Raw genomic sequence first — 19,372 nt, 5'->3', positions numbered from 1 at the left:
CGTATGTCAACCCTGCCACGACCACATCCACAAAGGACCAACCGCGACACTCACGCCATAGTCACTGGAGAGCCGGATGATCAGGAAACTATCACGTCCGGTTCGGAGGGAGGCCACGCGGAAAAGGACCTGCCAACCACAGGAACCTCGCCGCGTGGCCCACCCTACTGGAGAACTCGACACCCAGGTAGGAGGCGATGTACTTCAACGTCAGCCCACGATCCTCCCGCAGGCTACGCATCTGCTCGCCCAGGTACTGGGCGCGGATGGTCTGCACGAACTGTTCCCGTTTCGTCGGCACGGCAGTGCCCCTCTCCCTTACTGGTTGGTCGAATAGATGGATAGGTCGTTGGTCAGGCGTCCGATCAACGCGACCGACTCGCTCGGCCCCAGCGCTGCGGTCCAGAGCTGGTCGAACACGCCCGCGTACTGCTCAGCCGCGGGGCCTTCGTGGATGGCCACACGGTGGTGGTCGGTGCAGGCCACCGGTCGCGGATAGGGCTCGGGCAGTTCGAAGATGGTGAACCAGCCGTCCATCCACGGCACGTAACCGGCCTGGGCCGGCAGCACCCGCACCTGCACACCACCGCTGCCGTCACCGTGCAGTTTGGTCAGGTGCTCGCGCTGGGCCGGCAGGGTGCCGGTGGGGCCGTCGACCGGCCGGCGCAGCACCGACTGGCCCAGTACCGCTCGGACGCTGGTCACCCGGTCGTGCATGGCCTGCTGCCGGTCCCGGTAGGTGCGTACCCACCAGTCCACCTGAGCGTCCGAGACCGGATCGCGGTGGTGACCGATCGGTGGCGCGGAGGTGACCCCGATCACAACCTCAGGCTGGAAGGCCAGGTCGGTGCCGACCTTGGTGTAGTCGCCGAGGCCGGCAGGAACGGCCGTCGACAGGTGGCGGTGAACCAGTCTCGGCTGGCTGTCGTCGTACGAACACCGAACGGAGCTACGGGAGGTTTGGTGTCACGCGAGCAGGAGCACCGCGACCGGACGGAACGTGAAAGCCACGAGGTGGAGCCAGAAGCGCCGACATCAGGGGACGGAGCCGCGGCAGCGCAGGAAGTGTCGGAGCAGGCAGGAGAACTGGTCAACGACATCGACGCATTGCTTGACGACGTCGATCAGTCGCTGCGTCAGGCGCTGGGAATCGCCGCCGACGAGGTGGTCGGCGCCGACGAACTCGAGCAGCGCGCCGCCACGATGGTCGGCCAGTACCAGCAAAAGGGTGGTCAATAGTGGATGGGCGCCCTCGCGCTGAAGCGGTGCTGCTCCTGGAAAGCGGAGAGCTCGGCACGAGCGCAAACTTCCAGGAGCAGATGCGCCGACTGGGCAAGCGCGTGGCGTTCCGTAGCATCGAGGACATCACCGTCCGCCTGCGCAACGGCACCGTCCGCATGACCGAGGCGGTCGGCGGGCGGGACCTGAGTGGGTTCGCATCCGTTCAGATGCTGTCCCACCCGCGCGGTGCCGCAGCCCTGCTGAACGCCGTCGCGGACTATCTACATGTCCAAGGGGTCCACGCGGTCAATGTCTGCGGCCTGGACGCGCCCACGAAGTTGTACAAATACGTACGGATGGCGAACCGTGGGGTTCCGGTACCCGCCACGGTCTACCTCCCCCAAGACCATCTGATGGCAGCGTTTCCCGAACTGTGTGAGCTGTTCGATCTCCCCTTCGTCCTCAAGTCGGTTTCCGGCGGCAAGGGCCGGTCGAGGACGGTGATCGGCGACCGGAGCACCTTCAACGACGCCGTCCGAAAAGCCGCGGACAAACGGGTGCGGTTGCTGGCACAAGAGCTCGTGCCGGCCGGTGAACAGCGTCGGCTTCTCGTCTTCGGCGACCAGGTCGGGGCCGCCCAGGAACTCGCCGAAGTCGATCCGAGTGACCTGCTGGGCCGCCCCCGATGGGACAGATCGCGTCCACTGCATGTCGGTCAAGTGCCGGAACCGCTTGTCGACATCGCCGTCGCTGCGGCCAAAGCGATGAACTATGGTCTCGCTAGCGTGCACCTCATGAAAAACTGGACGACCTCGCGGTGGCAGGTGATCGACATCTCTGCCACTCCTCTAGCGGGCATCGGTGCCAGCTCGGAGGGAATCGACCGAGCCTACGCCGCTTTCCTGAGCGGGACGGCGCAGGTCGACACGCACTGCCTTGGTAAATCCCGGAACCGGCCCATTCCGAGGCACCCAGCGTCAGTCGCCGACGCTGATCAAGACGACTTGAACCGCTAGTTGCGGACACGCTTGGCGTCTCCAGCAGTCCTCGCGAGCCAGCGGCGCCTCCAAAATCGTCAAACGTCCCCCTGATCCGACCCAACGACGTCTGGGTACGCCGCGGCGACCTCGTCAAACCCAACAGCAGCAACCCCATCGCCGGGATCACACAAACCCGCAGCCTTGCCGGCGCCCACCGCAAACTCGCCCAGACTGTCACCCGCCAACACCGCGCGTCGTGACACCTCACGGTCACTGGCACAGGCGTCGGCGAATCCCGGGCGCGATTCAATCCACCCGCACCTGATTCGCTCCACCACCTACCAGACAGCAGCCGGTCCACCACGAGTCCCGAAGGTGTCGCCACGTGCCGGCCTCGGATTGTGCACCGCCCCAGACGCGGCCAACCTGACGGCAACTGCGGCCCGGACAGTCGCCCTACTCCCGGCAGGGCGAAGCCGACCGCCACCGTCTCGCGTTCCAACCTCGGTCCTGGCAAACCCGAAGGTAACGCTTTCTGGCTGATATTCAGGTCTGGGACTACCGCGTGTCAACTCGACCGGGTAGCGTAAATCTCTTGCGCTGTGACCGGCGGCAAGTCCTGTGGGAGTTGCGTTCGTGGATCTTGGTTCCAGTGACTCATTCGTCGAGAACATCGCCAGGTACCGCCGCATACATCTAGGAACGGAGACGTACGGAGCCGGCAGTGCGGCAGACCAGGCGACGCGTTTCTATCTTGATCAGCTACTCGTGCCGGTAACAGAACGAGCGCGTTTAGTGAGCGACCCACCCCGGGCGCCGGTTCACCTGCTTATCAGCCTATGTGGATTCACGCCGCAGCCAACGATCTTGGCGCACCAGCTTCTCCGTCCACAACGAATGATCCTGATCGTGTCCAGGGATGCACGAAGTAGTATCGACGCGATCTACAACTGGGTGACTAAGCCTATTGGACCCTTGCGGCCACAGGACGTCGAACACTACTCTATCGACCCGATCGACCCGATCGAGATCTACCGCATCGTCAAGCTGGAGCTCGACCGGCTCGACTCGATGACGGGAGGCAGGCCATACGCGATCATCGATATAACGGGCGGGCGAAAGGTGATGAGCGCGGCCGCCGCGATGGCGGCATGGCAGCTCAAGCTGGATCTGAGCTATGTGGAAGGCGAGTACGATCCCGACACGCGACAGACGACTCCCGGCAGCGATCGGATGATCGTTCTTAACGATCCAAATACGTTGTTCGGCGAGCAGGAGTTGGCCCGGGCTTTGGAGCTTTTCCGCGCCGGTTCGTTCGAAGCGGCTCGCCGTCGATACGACGAGATATGCGACAGCATCGAGGTACCTGGGCGGGCGCGGTTCATGCGGGCGTTGAGCGAAATGTACCGTGCGTGGTGCGACCTAGATCTTCGCGCACTGCCCGCGGCGGCAATAGCCGTGCGCGGTGCCCTCGGCCACGCCCGCCGCGATCTGACCACGACTCATCTGGCGGTGCTGACCGGGCAGCTGGATTTCGTCCAGCGACTGATCGACGGCGACCGTAACGCGAAACTGCTTTGCTTCTACGTACTGGGACTGCACTATCAGGAGCTCGATCGGCACGACTTCGCGACGCTGCTCTTCTACCGCACTATCGAGGGCTGCCTGACCGCACGCCTAACCCAGCGCTACCCACGGCTCAACCCGGACCGCTTCGACTGGGCGTTCCTCGACGACCCGGCCGGCGCCCGGCAGCGGTACGCGGCACTCACCCGACGTCTAGGCCGGCGCGGCGGCACGCCGACACCCAACCGGCTGGCGCTGATGACATCAGCGGTCCTGCTGGCGGCCGAGGGCGACGAGATGGTGGCCCGTTGCGCCCTCGCCGATGTCCAGGGCTTGACGCGGTTGCAGGAGCTGGCCAGAAAGCGCAACAAGTCGGTGCTTGCCCACGGCTTCGAGGCGGTCTCCGGCGAGCAGGCGAGCGCGTTGCACAAACAGGCGACGGACCTCCTGCGCGCGTATTGGGACCTGCACGGCGACGGCGACGGCGTCGACAGCCTTTACAAGCGGTTGCGGTTCGTCCGCCCCGACCGATGACAGCGCACCCCGGCTTAGACACCTAAGGAATCTGATGCCCCTCAAGGACTTCGTCACCACCACCCCTCGACAGCTCCCGGTGCTCCTGCTTGCCGACGTGAGCGGAAGCATGCGCCACGAATCCAAGATCGAGACGCTCAACCGCTGCGTCAGCGAGATGGTCCGGTCGTTCGCCGACCTCAAAGAGCCGACCTACGAGATAACGGTCGGCGTGATCACGTTCGGCGGCACGGCACGCCTGCACCATCCGCCGACACCGGCGTGTGATTTCGTCTGGCACGACATGCCGGCCGAAGGTCCGACGCCGCTGGGCCAGGCCTTGGGGATCGCCACCGACCTGCTCGAGGACCGGGACCAGGTGCCCAGCCGTTCGGCCCGGCCGGTGCTGGTCCTCGCGTCCGACGGCCGGCCGAACGACGACTGGGAGGCGCCGCTCGACCGCCTGCTGGCGGCTCCCCGCGCCGGCAAGGCGACGAGGTTCGCCGTGGCGATCGGCAACGACGTCGACGAGGAGGCGACGCTGGTGCTCGAACGGTTCGCGAGCGCCGGCGAGGAAGGCGTGTTCCGGGCCGAGAAGGTACACCGCATCGTGGAGTTCTTCGACTGGCTGACGATGAGCGTCAGCCAGCAGGCAACCGGCGGCGAGGTGGACTATCGGCCACCGCCGCTGGCCGGCCGCTCCGCCGACGTCGTCATCGACTGACGTGGGGACGCGTGCGATCGCCCCGACCTGGTTCGGGGCCTCGGTGCGCGGCCCGGGGCACCGACACCGCCGCTTGCCGAAGCAGGATGCCTGGCGCGGTACCGCCGGCCGGTTCGGCTCGCTGGTCGTGGTCGCCGACGGGCTCGGCTCGCGTCCGCACGGCGGCCTCGGCGCCGTCGCGGCCTGCCGGGCCGCCCATCGGGCGGTCCGCGAGTTGGCGGTGACCGGCGTCCCTGACCCCGCGGACCTTTTTGGCCGCATCGAGGAGCACTGGCGGAAGGAGGTCGAGCCCCTGGAGCCGGCCGAGTGCGGCACAACGGTACTGCTCTCGCTGGTCCACACATCCGGCGGCGTCCTGCTTGGCCAGGTGGGTGACGGGCTGATCGCGGTCGAGACAGGCGCGACGGCCGAGCCCCTGGTGCAGCAGCGACCCGGCTTCGGTAACGAGACCGACGCACTCGGCTCCGGCCGACCGCCGACGTGGCACAGCCGTTGGCTGCTCTCGCCGCCGGCCGGGTTCCGGGTCTTCATGGCCACGGACGGCGTCGCCGACGACCTGCGTCCCGACCAGGTCGCCGGGTTCGTCACCGAGCTGGCTCGGCAGTTCGTGCCGCTGCCCCCGGCCGAGCGGCACCGGCGGCTCTGCGCGGAGCTGAGGGCCTGGCCGACACCGGGGCACTTCGACGACAAGACACTGGCCCTGCACTGGGCGGAACGGAGTGACGACGCGTGCTCCTGACATTGCCGTGCCGGGTACGCACGGCGAGCCGCGCGACCCTGGAGCTGGTCCGCGAGCTCGGCCGCGGCGGCCAGGGATCGGTGTACGAGGTGGCCGGCGGCCGGCACGCCGTGAAGGTGCTTCGGGAGACTACTGCGGACCAGAGCGCCGACTGGGCGCAGCGGCTGCGTGTGGTCAGTCGGCTGCCGCTGGACGGGCTGCCGGTCGCCCGCCCGATCGACACGCTCGCGCCGCCGTTGACCGGGTACGTGATGGAGCTGCTCAACGGCATGGTGCCGCTGAGCCAGCTCAACAGGGTGCCCTCGGGCGCCCGTGCGATCGAGCACTACCGCGACACCGGCGGCCTCCGGCGACGGTTACGGCTGCTGGCCCGGGTCGCTGATGTGCTCGCCGCCATGCACACGAGCGGCCTGGTCTACCAGGACCCGTCGCCTAACAACATCTTCATCTCTGAGCGTGTCGACCGCGACCAGGTGTGGCTCATCGATACCGACAACGTGGCCTACGCCAGCGCGCCGGGCCGGCCGGTCTGTACCCCGAGGTACCGCGCACCCGAGCTTCGGCCGGTTGCCTCGCGGCGGGCGGATAGCCTCAGCGACGCGTTCGCCTTCGCGGTGATCGCATACGAGCTGCTCACCCAGGACCATCCATTCATCGGCGACGAGCTGTACGGCGCCGAGGACGAGGAGGCCGAGGCGGAGGCGTACGACGGCGGTCAGCCCTTCGTCGATCACCCGGACGACTCGTCCAACCGGTCTACCCGCGGAATCCAGCCACGCGACCTCGTCATCGGGCCGGCACTGAGTTCCGCGTTCCGGTCCACATTCGTGGATGGGCCACGTCGTCGTGACCGCCGCCCTGGTGTCGGCCGTTGGGCCGACCTGCTGCGGGCCGCCGCCGGTGCGACGGTGTCGTGCCCCGCCTGCCACATGTCCTACTACTTCGACCTGGCTGTGTACCGGTGCCCCTGGTGCGATGACGCCCCCCGCCCGGCGGTGCTGCGGGTGTGGGTCGTTGTAGACGTGGCCGGCGACCCCGCCGATGAACCTGGTCGGGGCACCCACAGCGAGCGCGGCCATCTCGTCTCGGTCGCGGGCGAGGAGCTCTACCTGACCCGCGGTGCGGTACTCGGTGCGGTCGCCGACCCGGCCGGACTGATGTTCCAACTCCGGTGGGAGGGTGACCGGCTGAAGATCGTCAACCACACCGAGCGGGTGGTCGACCTCGTGGCGCCGGACGGCAGCGAGGCGCGCGTGCTGGAGCGGGACAAGGTCGCGAGCCTGCGGGCGACGAGCGACCGGGCAATGTGGAGCGTGCGCGTCGTCCGACCGGGCCGCCCCGACCGGTGGTTGTGTTTCGCGGTGGAAGCGGGAGGGCCACAATGAAGATCAACAATATTCCGTACGGCAAGGCGGAGACAATCACGCTGAGGCTCCTCGGCGGTAACGTCTCCAGCCGTCAGATCAAGATCGGCGACGAGGTCAGCCTGCGTGCCTCCCGAGCCGACGGTGGCGTCCTGCTGCGCGCGGGCACCGACGCCTGGCGGGTGGACGGAGCCGAACCCGGGGATCAGGATCTACTCGACACCGTCGTCGACACCGATCTCCCCCGCATCACGTGGGTAAGCAAGGTCGGGCAGGACGGCACGATTGTGGTCCAGGTTCACCGATTCGCGCACACGGCGCGGTGGGACCGGGAGGTCGTCGTCGGCATCGACGACGACGGCCTGCGATCCGCCCTTCGGTTCCTGCCCAGTCGGCGCACCCTGGACCAGGTCGGGGAGTGGCTCTCCGACCAGTTCCTGATCGCGGTACCCGCCGACCCGCACCGCCAACCTCGGCTGCTCGCCTCCGCCGGACCGTCCCAAGTGGACTCCGAACGTGGCTTCCAGCTACACGGGCAGACCGTGGTCGCCAACATCACGCATAAGGACGGCCGGCCGCTGCTGAGGAACGTCGTTCGCGTGTCCGGGCGGCGGAGCAGGCCGGTCGCCCTGACCCTTGTGCACGCGAGGATCGCGTTCCGGGACGTGACGCGTGCCGCGCAGGTCCGCGAGGTCCACCGGGACGAGTTCCGGGATCTGATGGGCTCGGGCGAGCAGTACCTCAACCACTGGGACGAGTACAGCGAGCGCGAGCGGATCCAGATCGTCGACCGGGCGCTGTCCCTCGGCTTCGCCCCCTACTTCCGGGTGGACCGGCTGGACTCCCGGACCTTCCGGCTTCACCTCGAGCCCGAGAAGGGCCATGCGTTCCTGTCCCGCCTCAGCGATGACCACACCGATCTGGAGGCTTCCGAGAACGCGCCCGACGGTCTCAAGGACGGCCGGTTGAAGATCGATGATCAGGGCGATGACGCGGCCTTCAGTGGGTCGGTCGCGGCCGTCAACGCGAGCGCGTGCACTGTTTCGCTGCGTGTGCCGAGGGACCGTAAGTTCACCCCGCCGCCGCCGACCGGCGACGTCTACCTCAGCCTCGTGGGTGACCGGGTCCGGCTCGGGCGGCAGCTCAAGGCGCGGCGTCTGATCGAGACTCTGAGCACGCCGATGCCACAGCTCGGACTGCTCCTCGAAGGCACGCCGGTGCGCGGTGCGGACGTACCAACCAGGACGATCCAGCCGCAGGAGCTGGCCGCCTTCGCGCCGTACCGCGGCTTTACGAAGAAGCAGGAGGCGGCCGTCCGGATCGCGCTCAACACGCCGGACATCGCGCTCATACAAGGCCCGCCCGGCACCGGGAAGACGAGCGTCATCACCGCCATCCAGGATTGCCTGGTGCAGCTCGGCAAGGAGCAGGGCACGGTGGGGCACAGCGTACTGGTCAGCAGCTTCCAGCACGACGCCGTCGAGGAGGTGGTACGCCGGACTGAGGTGCTCGGCCTGCCCGCGGTGAAGATCGGTTCGCGCGACGGCAGGGATACCAGCGAATGGGTGCGCGAGTGGTGCGAGCGGAAGGCCAACGCTCTGCGCGAGAGCCTGCCACCGAGCGGACATCTCCTGCGGGCGACCCGCGCGGTGGAGGCATTGGCGGTCGGCTACGGCCGCCAGCCGCCGCCACCCGAGCGCACCGCAGACCTAGTCCGCGAGGTCGAGAGCCTGGCGGGTGAGTACCTTCCGGTCGCCCTCCGGGCCCGTCTGGCCAACGTCAGAACCGACCTGACCGCCGCTGGACGGCCGGAGGTGGCACCGGACGAGCTGGAGCCGCTGCGCCGGGCGATCGCCGCGATCCGCTTCGATCCCGTCGCGTTCGCCGACGACGGCCCGCATATCGCCCGCAAGGCCCACCTGCGCCTGCGAAAGCGGGCCGGCATCGCCGAGGAAGACCTGGCGTTGCTGGCCGAAGCGGCTGGCTTCGACGGAGCCGGCCCGCCACCATTCCTGGATCGCCTCGCGCGACTGCGAGACCGGCTGCTCGACCTCCTCGCGCCGGCAAAAGCGCCGCTGGGTGTCACGGCCGACGAGGAGGTGCTGGACCTGTTCGGTGCGGTCGTGCGCAGCCTGCGGGAACGCCTCGCCGTCTCACCGGACGGCGTGGCCGCCGCACTCGAGCAGTACCTGGCCGAGCTGGAGAACGACCCCGAAGCCGTCGGCGAAGCGATCACGCGGTTCACCGCGGTCATCGCCGCGACGTGCCAGCAGTCGAGCTCACGGGCGATGGCCGAGCAGGTCTCCGGCAACCACATCGTGTTCGACACCGTCATCGTCGACGAGGCCGCCCGCGCCAACCCGCTCGACCTCATGATCCCGCTGTGCCTAGCGGCGCGCCGCGTCATCCTGGTCGGCGACCACCGCCAGCTTCCGCACATGCTCGAGCCGGACATCGAACGGGAACTCGAGTCGTCGGCACACGACGAGATGCTCGCCGCGCTCAAGCAGAGCATGTTCGAGCGGCTCTTCCAGTACCTGCGGACGGCGAAGACCAAGAACGGTCAGGTCGAGCGAGAGATCACGCTCGACACCCAGTTTCGTATGCACAGGGTGCTCGGCACGTTCGTCAGCCGGGCGTTCTACGCCGAGGACACCGAGCTGGGCTCAGGCCCGAACACGGACGCGCTGCACCACGGCATCCAGCGGTACGGCGAGGCGGTGGCGGTGTGGGCCGACCTGAGCCTGCGGCGGCACGGCCCAGAGGTGGGTGGGCGCAGCAAGTCCCGTCCGGCAGAGGCGGACTGGATCGCCCAGGAGCTGGTCCGGCTGAGCAGGGAGGCGCCCGCCGCCCACAACTTCGGCGTGATCGCGTTCTATCGGGCGCAGGTACAGGCCATCTGGACCTCTCTCGAGGCGGTCGGGCTGGCCAGCCGCGTCGAAGGCCGGTACCAGGCCACCGGCGAACTCGCCGACCGGCTCCACATCGGCACTGTCGACGCCTTCCAGGGACGGGAGTTCGACATCGTGCTGCTGTCCGTGACCCGAAGCAACAGCCTGGCGGGTGGCCGGCCGCTCGCCAATCGCCAGAAGTACGGCCACCTGATGCTCACCAACCGGTTGTGCGTGGCGATGAGCCGCCAGAAGCGGCTGTTGATCGCCGTGGGCGACGGGGCCATGTTCGACGGCGCGAACGACGACGTCGGCGGCCTGGTCATGTTCCGAACCCTCTGCGACGACAGGCGGTACGGCCGTGTCCTTCCCGTCTGACGCGCCGATCCTCGACCCGGTCGGCATCCGCAACCCACCGGATGGCGGGCAGTGGCTGCTGTGGCCGGCGTGGTGCTGGCGGGTGCTCGCCCCGACCTCGACCGACCGGCGCCTCGATCCCTTCATGAGCGTCATCGCCCGGCTCTGCCAGGCCGGCGTCACCCGGTCGCGCGAGCTGGCCGCCCGAACCATGCTGCACCCCGACCTCTGCCGGCAGATCATGGGCCTCCTCCAGCAGCAGCGACTGATCGACGCCAAGGGCAACCTGACCAGACAGGGTACGGCCGCGCTGGCCGGCGAGGCGTGGGACGCGTCGACGCTGCGACTGGTGCACGTGTTCCAGCAACCGTTCGGCCCGCCGTCCCTCCAGCGGCTCTGGCGCGCGGCCGCCGAGACGCTCGACTATGCGCACGTCGACTACGGAACGGGTGGCGGTCCTCGCCTACGGCTGGACATCCGCCGTGACTCCCCCACCGTCCGCCCGGTCGTCACGCGCACACGCGGCATCGTCCGGCCGCGGCGGCCCCGCCCGGAGGAGATCGTCGTCGCGGCCCGGTCCGGGGCCGACGCCGGCAAGCCCGCCCCCTCCGGTACGGGCGCCGCGCCGGACGAGCCCGCGACGGTGTCACCGGCACAGATCTCCCGGGTCTCGTTCGTCGCGGAGCAGCCCGATCCGGTGCTGCTGACAACGTACGTCTATCTACCTGAGGACGCGATGACCAGCGCCGACTGGGAGGTCCTCGACCCGTTCTCGGGCTGGCCGGACCCGTTCCTGAAGGAGTCGCTACGCCTGCGCGTGCCGGAGGACGCCGGGTTGGCCGCCCTCGTCAGCGGCATCGAGGGCCAGCTCTCGACCGGCGACGCCGCCGCGCGGCAGGCAGAGTACATGCGTCAACGCGCCGAGGCAGCCGTAGTGGTCGAGCACCGGCTGGGCGCGAGCGTCCACCAGCGGGTCCACGGACAGATCTTCAAACTCCTGGTCGAGGTCGAAGCCAGCCTCGCGGAGGCACGGCTGCTGGGCGCCGTCGGCGGTCGGCGCCGGCAGACCGCGGTGAACGACGCCGGGAAGGTGCTCGAGCACGTCTTCGCCGGGCTCTGCACGCGGTACCCGATCAGCCCTTCCGTCCTCACCACGCTGCGCCACGACGACCTCGGACCGTCCACTCTGGAGGACGGGCTCAATCGGGCCCGCGACCTCTTGGGCATCGGCGCGGTGCCCGGCGGCATGCGCCGGCTGGCCCACGACCAGGTGGCCCGGGCCGGCGACGGGCACCTGCCCTCGTTTCGCCCGGTCGTGGTGGCCGCGCTCCTGGCCTGTCTGGAGCACGCCGGCCATCCGTTGCGGGGCGCCCTGCGGCGCCGTCCCGACCTGTGCGACCGGCTCGACCGCGCGACCTACCTACGAAACGACGGAGCCCACAAGCAGGACCGCGAGCCGACAGCCGAAGAGGCGGACGAGGTGGTCGACGCGACGTACTGGACCGTCTCGCACCTGCTTCTCTACCCGACGACCAGCGAAGGAGTCTGATGGTCACCCGAAACCCCCGCGGCCAGCAGAAGTCGAACCAGGCGGAGACCCTGAAGCGGGAGATCAAGCGGGCTGGCCGGGACGCCCTGAAGATCGCGGAGAGGGAGGGCGTCGTGGCGGGTCCGCCACCGGAGGTGCCGGATGACGTACCGCTGAGCGCCGCGCAGGAGGCGTGGCTCGAGGCCAGAAGGCAGGCCGAGCTGTACCGGAAGGCACGGGCCAGGCTCGACGGCGAGAGCGCCGCTCTGGACGACGAACGTCGGGCATTGGGCGACGAGCGGGAGCGTGTCGCCGAAGCGGACGCGCGGGCGAAGGCAGCCCTGCACGATCTCGCGACCGAACGGGCTGCCCTCGACGAGGCGCGAACCCGGCGCGAGGACGCCGAACGGGAGCTGGCCGCCGAGCGGGCACGCCTTGACCGGCGGGAAAGAGCCCTGAACGACCAAGCGTCCGAAGTGGAGCAGGGTCGCCTGGACGCCGAGGCGGGCTTTCTGGAACAGGAGCGGGAGCACCTGCGCCGGCTGCGCGAACAGCGCGGTCACATGTTGGGTGAGCTGGAGGCCCAGCGCAAACAGCTGTACGCCGACCTCGACGGCCACCGGCAGGAGCTGGACGAGCAACGCCGCCGGCGGGTCGCCGAGATCGACCGGATGCGAGCCGAGGCCGAGGCCGAGCTGGCGGAGCGGCGCGCGCAGGTGGAGGCGCGGGTCACGGAGCTCAAGGAGCTGGAACGGCAGGTGCGAGCGGGCGCGGAGAACCTGGACGACGACCGCGCGTACGAGCGAGAGAAGGCGCAGCTGACGGTGGCCGCCACCCTGAAGCGGCTCGAGCTCGACCGGGAGCGGCTACAGCAGGAGTACGAGGTCGTGCTACAGCGCGCCCGCGAGCTGGAGCAGCGCATCTTCGAACGCGACGAGGCGCTACGAAACACCGGCTACGCCGCACCCGAAGCCCTTCATCAGCGCGTCATCCACCTCACCGCCGAAAACGAGCAGCTGCGCCAGCGGATCGCCAGCATGCCCGGCACGGCAGACCGGGAGCTGCTCGAGCAGACGCTGCGCGACCACGAGCAGTGCCAGGTGGTCCGCGGCCGGCTGGAGTTCGCGATCGCGAAGCTGCGCAGCGAGAACAACTCGTACGTGACCGCCAACGCGGAGCTCGAGGAGCTGCGGGAACACCGCGACGCCCTCCAACATTCAGTTAACGTCCATCAGCAGATGCTCAGCGACAAGCGGGCCGAGCTGGACGACCTGCTGAGCAACGCGCACGCCACGAGGCCCTTTCCCGGCCTGGACGAGCTGGACGCCAACGCCGAGCTCCAGACGGAGTTGCCGGTCGACGACACGCCGCCGGACCTGGCGAAGCTGGTGGAGTACATCCAGCAGCGGATCCTCGCCGACCGGACGCACCGCCGCGGCAACACGAAACTGGCGTATCGCGACCGGGACATCCGTTGCCTGCTCGGCGGGCTAGCTATGAGCCGCCTGCATCTGCTCCAGGGCATCAGCGGTATCGGCAAGACCACTTTTCCGAAGGCGTTCGCGGCATCGATCGGGGCCGCCTACGAGGTCATCGAGGTACAGGCCGGCTGGCGCGACCGGCAAGATTTGGTCGGTCACCTGAACGCGTTCGAGCGGCGGTACTACGAGACGGCGTTCACCAAGGCGATCTACCAGGCCGCCTGCGCGGCGCACAGAAACCGGCCGTTCTTCCTGATCCTCGACGAGATGAACCTGGCCCACCCGGAGCAGTACTTCGCCGACATCCTCTCCGGCCTGGAGAATGTGGGTGCGCCGCTGCGCCTACAGCTCAGTACCCATGCGATCCAGCCGAAGGCGGAGCTGCTCGTCATCGACAAGGGTGTGCACCTGGAGGTGCCGAAGAACGTCTGGTTCTTCGGCACCTCCAACCAGGACGAGACGACGGTGCAGTTCGCGGACAAGACCTACGACCGCGCGAACGTGATCGAGCTGCCGACGACGCCGCCGGAGCTTGCCGAGCGCAAGGTCGAGGCTCGGCAGCCGGTTTCGCACAAAGCGCTGATGAGTAGCTTCGGCAAGGCGTGGAAGGACCATCGAGCCACCCAGGACGCGGTCGTGCGGTTTCTGCGGACCGAACTCGCCAGCCGGCTCGCGGACGACTTCGGGATCGGCTGGGGTCCACGGCTGGAGCAGCAGATCCGCGACTTCGCCCCGGTCGTCGTGGCTGCCGGCGGCGACATCGGCGAGGCCACCGACCACATCCTCGCCACCCGCGTCCTTCGCCGGCTCCAGGGCCGGTACAACCTGCGCGCCGAGAAGCTACAGGACCTGGAGAAGCTGATCGAAGAGAGGTGGCCGCAGCTGGGCAAGGAGGGTCGCGTCGTCACCTCGCCCGACGCGACCAAGGCGCTCCTAGACCGGCTCATCGAAGAAAAGAGCTGACAGCGCGGATGCCCAACGGATTCTGGGACCGGATCACCGGGGAGCTGGTCGGCCGGCTACCGGCACGCCCGCTGCTCGGTCGGTACGCACTGGCGGTACCCGGCTCGGTAAACGGCCGCGACGCACCCGCGTACTCGCCGATCGTGCCGACCGCCTCCGCGCGCTGGTCGGCCACCGCGTCGGGCAGCGCCCGCACCGGGAGCTTCCCGCGGGGAGCGTTGCCCGGGCCGAAGCTCGCGTCGCACGTCGCCGCTGTCTGCGCCGCGCTCGCCGACGCGGTCGCGCGAGCGCCGTCGCCGGATGCGCCGCACGAGCGTCCGTACGAGCGCTGGGCCGCCGTGCCACCGCTTGCCACCGACGTGCTCGCCCAACTGCGCGGCGCCCGCGACGACGATCCGGTCGCGGTGCTCGAGCGGGAGATCGACGCGCACCTCGGCCATCTGGAGGCGGTCTGCCAGCGGCCCGAGGCGCGGCTGCGCCGGGAAGCGGTGGTCCTTCCGCTGTCCCGGACGCGGCGGATGGCGCCGGACGCGATCGACTTTCTCGCCGAGCACACCGAGGACTGGCAGAAGCGCACGATCGGCGGCGTGTTTCCCAAGCGGCTGCGGGCCGTCCACAACGAGCCCGACACGGACCTCTACGAGAACCGGGCAGCCCTCCAGCTCGTCGACCATCTCGTCGAGTTCCTGGAATGGCGGCAGGCGAAGCTGGAGGGGGCCAGCGACTCCCTGAAGGGCCTGGAGGATCTTGGCCGCCAACTCCAGGGCCGCCCATGGCGCGCCGGCCACCGCCTGTCGACGCTGCTCGGAGAGTTGGTCGACTACAACGCGCTGAGCGCGGACGTGGCTGACCGGCTCGCCCAGAACCGGGAGCGCCGCCGGCGGGTCGAGCGACTCCACGCCTCCCGGCTGTACCGGGACCGGCGGGTGCGCCGGCAGGTCGAGCTCCCCGCCGAGCTACGCCCGACCAACCTGCTCACGTTCCACGAGGACTACCGGCGGGTGGGCCAGATCTGGCGGGCGTGGGCGCGGGTCAACCGCGAGGCGGGACTGGGCGACGCGGTGTCACCGCGCCGGCTCTGCGACAACTATGGCGAGTTCGTCACGTTGCTCGTGGCGCGCTCGCTGGAAACGCTCGGGTACCGCGCCGTGACGCCGCACGTGCCGGTCCCCGGTGGACCAGACGTCCACTACGCCGGCCTGGACGACGACACGCTCACCCTACGATGCGGCCCGGACGGCACCCTGACCGTGCGTCGGGACGCAGACCCGCTGGTGGTCTTCGTCCCGTTGCCACACCCGCTCACCGCCGATCCCGAGGCCACCGATCTCCGGACGCTGGTCGACGAGCTCGACCGGCACCGCCGGCCCGGCGGCCCGCTCCGGGTGGTGGTCTATCCCGGCACCCGGGCGGAGCGGGCTGATCTGCGGTCGATGTCACCCTGGCGGGCGGACAGCGTCGGCAACGACCTGCCCGGGCGTCCCGGCGTGGGCCTGCTGTCCGCGGTGCCGACCGAGATCGACAGCGTGGAGCGGGTCACGCGGGCCCTCCAGTGGGCGCGGTTCGCGCCGGACGCCGCGGCGTACCCGCCGCCGGTACGCTGTTCGACGGACCTGCACGGCGACGTGGTGCCAACCTGCTCGCCGTGGCTTGCCGCTGCCGCCGGGTCCGGTCATCTGGTGCTGCGGCGCCCGCCCAGCGCCGCGGAGTCGCAGAGGCTCGACGAACTCGTGGAGCGCTGGCGGGCCGAGCGCCTGCCGTCGGCGCGACGGCGCGAGCGAGACGCCGCGGTGCAGACCTTCACCGGTGCGCTGCGGGCCGCACTCGCGACCGTGCGCCGGCTCGCCCGCTGCCCGGTATGTACGCGCGAAGCGAATCCCGGCACCGATTTCCAGTCGCAAGCGAGGACGTTCTGGATCGCCTGCCGCCGCTGCTCCAGCGAATGGGGCAACCGGTCCTGTACCTCCTGCGGCGCGCACTTTCCGATCGTCCACATGCGACCGGCCTCGTCCGGCGCCTCCTCCACCGCGAGCGGGCTCGGCAACGAGGTCCTCGCCACCCCCTGCCGGCAGGCCGGCGCCGGGGCCGGGTACATCTGTCCGGCGTGCGGCCATTGCGGCGCCGGGGCGCAAACCGCCCGGGAATGCCACCGATGCATCGCCCTTCAATCCACGACACCCCGGAGATGAGCATGGTCGCTGTTGACGCCGACACCACGCTCCGCCAGATCCTGCGCGGCAACGAGCAGTGGGGCGACGGAACACCCCTGGAACAGGCGACGTCCTACTTTCTCGCCAACATGCTCGATGACGTGGTGGCCCGGGTGCGGGAGCAGAACCCGGCCCTGCACCGCCCGGTCGATCTGCTCATCAGCATGAGCGGGTTCTCACCGCTCACCACGATCCTGGCGTACGAGCTGATCCGGCCGGCTCGGCTGCTCGTCATCTACTCGGCGCAGGCCAATGCCAGCGTCGATGTCATCGCCACCCACGTCATCGGGCCGAATCGCCTGCGCTTTCAGGACTTCTCGCACCGTTCCGTGGAGCCCACGGACCCGCAGGGCGTGTACCGGGAGGTCAAGGCCGAGCTGGCGAGGTGGGCCGCGTCAGACGGGCGGCGACCGTCCGCCATCATCGACATCACCGGCGGCAAGAAGGTGATGAGTGCCGCCGCTGCGCTCGCCGCCTGGCAGCTCAACCTCGGACTGTGCTATCTGGACGGTGAGTACGACCAGGAGTTCCGCCGCGTCGTGCCCGGCGACGAACGTCCGCTGCTGCTGGACAATCCCACCGCGCTCTTCGGCGAGCAGGAGATGGCGGCAGCGCTCGAGACGTTTCGCGGCGGCGGGTTCAGCAGCGCCTACGCCCAATACCAGGAGCTGTGTGAGCAGATCGCCGAGCCGGGCCGGGCCCGGTTCATGCGCGCGCTCAGCGGCCTGTATCGGGCCTGGTGCGACCTGGACCTGGCGAGCCTGCCGGAGTGCGTCAAGGCGGTGGAGGCGGCGCGCAAGGCGGCGCATCGCGAGCTGACGCAGCAGACCAGCCGGCGTGTCGCGGAACAGGTGACCTTTCTCCGGTCCCTGACCACCGACCCGCCGGATCCCGCCGCGCTGCTCGTCTGCTTCCACGTACTCGGCAAGCACTATGCCGACATCGGCCGGCACGACTTCGCCGCGCTACTGTTCTACCGCACCATCGAAGGGTGCCTGTCGCGCCGGCTCGAGCTGAGCTTTCGCGACTTCTCCTGCAAGAACCCCGACTACGGGTTCCTCGGCGACCCCGACGAGGTGGCGGCCGCGTACCAGCGGGCGGTGGTGGAGACCGGTGGCCAGGACAACCGGGCGCTGCCGTCCCGGGTGAGCCTGATCCACGCAGCCGTCCTGCTGTACTCCCTCGATGACGAGTACATGCTGAAGGCGAAGCTGAACAGCCCCGGCGCGATCGCCAACCTGCGGGATCTTGCCGAGATCCGCAACAATTCGGTGTTGGCGCACGGATACCGCACCGTCACCCCGGACCAATCCGAACGCCTCCGCGCGCGGGCCGAGCACCTGCTGTCCGTGTTCTGGCAGTTGCACGGCACGCGTACGAACGTGCGGGCGTTGTGCGAACGACTGAAGTTCGTAGATACAGACCGATGATCCGTGCGTTCCCGCCCCGACCCATGATGGCAAGGACACTCCGACGAGCAATACGGGGGTAACCGAAGGTCACCGACGACGTGTCCTGCATGGACAACATAGGTCAACTAGCCACGCAGACCACATCGCTTACAAAAGACCATGTGCACTGGCGTACCGGGGGAAGTCGGCGCCTGTGCATGGCAGTCTCATTCCGCTGGCCGATAGAGCATCAACCAGGTTGCTGGCGGCGACCTTGGTATCGAGAACAGGTGTGTCAGGTTCGGTGGGCACGCCTGCACCACCCGCCGGATGTCCACGATCACGATTCAGCGGATGGAGGTCGTCGGCATCCGTCGGTCAGCCCGCATCGTCGTTGGCGATGGTCGTCGGCACCGACCTCCGCCAGCCGGAGCGCCGGCAGCTCCAGTTCGGCCCCGGCGCCCGTCTGCCCCTGCGACACCAGCGCCGCGGCGCGAGCCGAGAGGCTGGCGAGCGGCTCACCGATCGCCTCCGACTCACCGCCGCCGCACGTGCCGCAGCGGAACAACACCCCCCACTGCAGCCGCCCGCCGATGACGTCCTCTCACGTCCGGCAATGAACGACATCTGGCACCGTTGCTCGATCCCGCTTCACACACCCGCTACAGCCAACCTCTCGTCACAGGGCAGTCCGGCCTCTTCGGCCAGGCCGACCGGATCGGCCAGCATCCGCAGCAGCACCTCACCGACGTGCGACACCACCCGTACCGTCCGCAGTGACCTGAAGATCCTTCGACCACGCACGTGCGAAGTGCCCCTTCCGCCAGAGACCCTGTTCGATTCGACACCGACAGGTTCCTTGCAGAAGAGGCACTTCGCCTAACCCACACGCCGATGATCTGCCACCTTCACGATCACGGACGCAGGCTAGGTTAGCCAGAGACGTAACGGAAGGAGTCGCCTTCGCCTTTGGTGCGCCGGCCCATCGCGTGGAGGGACTTTTCGTCGTCACGCCACTGAGCGAAGTCGCGGAACCGCGCGAGCGCAGGCTCTGACAGGTCAGCCTCGACGTCGTCGATCAGGTTGGTAAGCCCGATGCCGACGGTGTCCGCACTGTGGTTGACCGCCGCGAGCACGATCAGGTTGTCCCGGTAGTCGTCGAGGATTCCTTCGGCGAGCCCCATCCCGACGAGTCCGCGTCGAAGCGGCTCCACCGACCGGGTGCGCACCGCCAGGACCGCCATGCGCTCGCCGTAGACGCTCAGGACCGCGGCCGCATCCGCGTTGAGGTCACCGGTCAGCTGACGCCGCGCGCCCTCGGATCCCGACCGGTACGCCGACACTGCGGCGTCCACGATGGAGTCGAGCTCATGCGGGACGCGGTACGCGAGATAACCGTTGAACCGCTTGTCGCGCAGCCGAGCGAACGCACCCACCGGCCACC

13 protein-coding genes are annotated in these 19,372 nt (G+C 68.9%); 11 read left to right on the top strand and 2 right to left on the bottom strand.

Annotated features, from left to right (window positions below):
- Positions 1 to 318 precede the first annotated feature (318 nt).
- The gene (locus ACFFIA_RS00410) at positions 319 to 822 is read right to left on the bottom strand and encodes a Scr1 family TA system antitoxin-like transcriptional regulator (RefSeq protein WP_377243488.1); all 504 of its coding nucleotides are present in this window, start codon (positions 820 to 822) and stop codon (positions 319 to 321) included.
- Between the two features lie 141 nt (positions 823 to 963).
- Between ACFFIA_RS00410 and ACFFIA_RS00405 the strand changes: the two genes are divergently transcribed.
- From ACFFIA_RS00405 to ACFFIA_RS00355, 11 genes are all read left to right on the top strand, one after another.
- Positions 964 to 1,239 carry a hypothetical protein gene (locus tag ACFFIA_RS00405; RefSeq protein WP_377243486.1) on the top strand — a complete coding sequence of 92 codons (276 nt, stop codon included), beginning with the start codon at positions 964 to 966 and terminating at the stop codon, positions 1,237 to 1,239.
- A gap of 26 nt (positions 1,240 to 1,265) precedes the next feature.
- A complete protein-coding gene (locus tag ACFFIA_RS00400; RefSeq protein ID WP_377243484.1) occupies positions 1,266 to 2,237 on the top strand; it encodes an ATP-grasp domain-containing protein in 972 nt (323 codons plus the stop codon).
- A gap of 861 nt (positions 2,238 to 3,098) precedes the next feature.
- Positions 3,099 to 4,301: a TIGR02710 family CRISPR-associated CARF protein gene (locus tag ACFFIA_RS00395; protein ID WP_377243481.1), complete on the top strand. Its 1,203-nt coding sequence runs from the start codon at positions 3,099 to 3,101 to the stop codon at positions 4,299 to 4,301.
- A 34-nt stretch (positions 4,302 to 4,335) separates the two neighbouring features.
- Positions 4,336 to 5,004, top strand: a complete 669-nt coding sequence (locus tag ACFFIA_RS00390) for a vWA domain-containing protein (protein WP_377243479.1) — start codon at positions 4,336 to 4,338, stop codon at positions 5,002 to 5,004.
- Between the two features lies 1 nt (position 5,005).
- Positions 5,006 to 5,743 carry a PP2C family serine/threonine-protein phosphatase gene (locus ACFFIA_RS00385; RefSeq protein WP_377243477.1) on the top strand — a complete coding sequence of 246 codons (738 nt, stop codon included), beginning with the start codon at positions 5,006 to 5,008 and terminating at the stop codon, positions 5,741 to 5,743.
- Positions 5,734 to 7,128: a protein kinase domain-containing protein gene (locus ACFFIA_RS00380; RefSeq protein WP_377243475.1), complete on the top strand. Its 1,395-nt coding sequence runs from the start codon at positions 5,734 to 5,736 to the stop codon at positions 7,126 to 7,128. The genes ACFFIA_RS00385 and ACFFIA_RS00380 overlap by 10 nt, the downstream gene beginning before the upstream one ends.
- Positions 7,125 to 10,376 (top strand): DEAD/DEAH box helicase, encoded by a 3,252-nt coding sequence (locus tag ACFFIA_RS00375; protein WP_377243473.1) that lies wholly within the window; start codon positions 7,125 to 7,127, stop codon positions 10,374 to 10,376. The genes ACFFIA_RS00380 and ACFFIA_RS00375 overlap by 4 nt, the downstream gene beginning before the upstream one ends.
- Complete coding sequence (locus ACFFIA_RS00370) at positions 10,360 to 11,904, top strand: hypothetical protein (RefSeq protein WP_377243471.1); 1,545 nt, start codon at positions 10,360 to 10,362, stop codon at positions 11,902 to 11,904. The genes ACFFIA_RS00375 and ACFFIA_RS00370 overlap by 17 nt, the downstream gene beginning before the upstream one ends.
- Positions 11,904 to 14,327 (top strand): hypothetical protein, encoded by a 2,424-nt coding sequence (locus ACFFIA_RS00365; RefSeq protein WP_377243469.1) that lies wholly within the window; start codon positions 11,904 to 11,906, stop codon positions 14,325 to 14,327. Before ACFFIA_RS00370 ends, ACFFIA_RS00365 begins: the two co-directional genes overlap by 1 nt.
- 8 nt (positions 14,328 to 14,335) lie before the next feature.
- A complete protein-coding gene (locus tag ACFFIA_RS00360) occupies positions 14,336 to 16,516 on the top strand; it encodes a hypothetical protein (RefSeq protein ID WP_377243467.1) in 2,181 nt (726 codons plus the stop codon).
- Positions 16,517 to 16,518: 2 nt separating this feature from the next.
- Positions 16,519 to 17,967 (top strand): TIGR02710 family CRISPR-associated CARF protein, encoded by a 1,449-nt coding sequence (locus tag ACFFIA_RS00355; protein ID WP_377243465.1) that lies wholly within the window; start codon positions 16,519 to 16,521, stop codon positions 17,965 to 17,967.
- 893 nt (positions 17,968 to 18,860) lie between these two features.
- Here ACFFIA_RS00355 and ACFFIA_RS00350 read toward each other — a convergent pair.
- Positions 18,861 to 19,364 carry a hypothetical protein gene (locus ACFFIA_RS00350; protein ID WP_377243463.1) on the bottom strand — a complete coding sequence of 168 codons (504 nt, stop codon included), beginning with the start codon at positions 19,362 to 19,364 and terminating at the stop codon, positions 18,861 to 18,863.
- Positions 19,365 to 19,372 lie beyond the last annotated feature (8 nt).

The organism is Phytohabitans kaempferiae, assembly GCF_042433955.1.
Taxonomy (GTDB): Bacteria; Actinomycetota; Actinomycetes; order Mycobacteriales; family Micromonosporaceae; genus Phytohabitans; species Phytohabitans kaempferiae.
Note: the sequence above shows the minus strand (reverse complement) of the source record. Positions and strands in the feature narration are given on the sequence as shown.

Excerpts from the sequence above, each read along its gene's own strand:
- ACFFIA_RS00360 (WP_377243467.1), top strand. The coding sequence starts at position 14,336 with ATGCCCAACGGATTCTGGGACCGGATCACCGGGGAGCTGGTCGGCCGG.
- ACFFIA_RS00395 (WP_377243481.1), top strand. The coding sequence starts at position 3,099 with ATGATCCTGATCGTGTCCAGGGATGCACGAAGTAGTATCGACGCGATC.
- ACFFIA_RS00375 (WP_377243473.1), top strand. The coding sequence starts at position 7,125 with ATGAAGATCAACAATATTCCGTACGGCAAGGCGGAGACAATCACGCTG.
- ACFFIA_RS00365 (WP_377243469.1), top strand. The coding sequence starts at position 11,904 with ATGGTCACCCGAAACCCCCGCGGCCAGCAGAAGTCGAACCAGGCGGAG.
- ACFFIA_RS00355 (WP_377243465.1), top strand. The coding sequence starts at position 16,519 with ATGGTCGCTGTTGACGCCGACACCACGCTCCGCCAGATCCTGCGCGGC.
- ACFFIA_RS00390 (WP_377243479.1), top strand. The coding sequence starts at position 4,336 with ATGCCCCTCAAGGACTTCGTCACCACCACCCCTCGACAGCTCCCGGTG.